The sequence below is a fragment of the Bartonella sp. MR110HLJHH genome, assembly GCF_042194225.1.
GTDB classification, from domain to species: domain Bacteria; phylum Pseudomonadota; class Alphaproteobacteria; order Rhizobiales; family Rhizobiaceae; genus Bartonella; species Bartonella grahamii.
Map to the genome: position 1 here is coordinate 1 of NZ_JBHIMQ010000124.1, position 506 is coordinate 506.

Annotated in this window: 1 pseudogene; it reads right to left on the minus strand. The window is 44.5% G+C overall.

What is annotated here, in order from left to right:
• Positions 1–320: pseudogene (locus ACFIKB_RS09715) on the minus strand (baseplate assembly protein); the annotation flags it as partial.
• Positions 321–506 lie beyond the last annotated feature (186 nt).

The window sequence follows — 506 nt, forward strand, 5'->3', positions numbered from 1 at the left end:
AGGCGCGTGACCCCATGAAAATCCCCCAAATGATCTAAACTTGTTCCACGCGCAAATGTGAGTAAATTATCCCGCGCCACTTCATTAATCCGCTGGCGCAATAGCAACTCTTCATAAGCGGCCGCTTGCAATTGAATGACCACCGGATCATAAGCCGTCTTTTCCACATTATAAGGAATATGATGCGCTGCAAAAAGCTCAGTCAAACGCGTGATCTTTTGCTCTAAAATTGCTTCAACAGAAAGCTCTTCAATAATTTGTGGGAGAGGGAGTTGTGGAGGGGGAATTTGTGGAATGGATAAAGGTTCAAACTCTGTCATCACCAACCTCTAAATCAATACTCATTGGTTCCTTATGCGACCAATCCCCCAAATGCCCATCGGGATAAAAAACACCCGTTAAAACAAAATGGCCCGTTAAAACAAATGAAATGTACCTTCACGCGTTGCTTTTGTCAGATCAATCCTCTGCAACGAAAACCCAGGCTCTCCACACTCTGGATCATC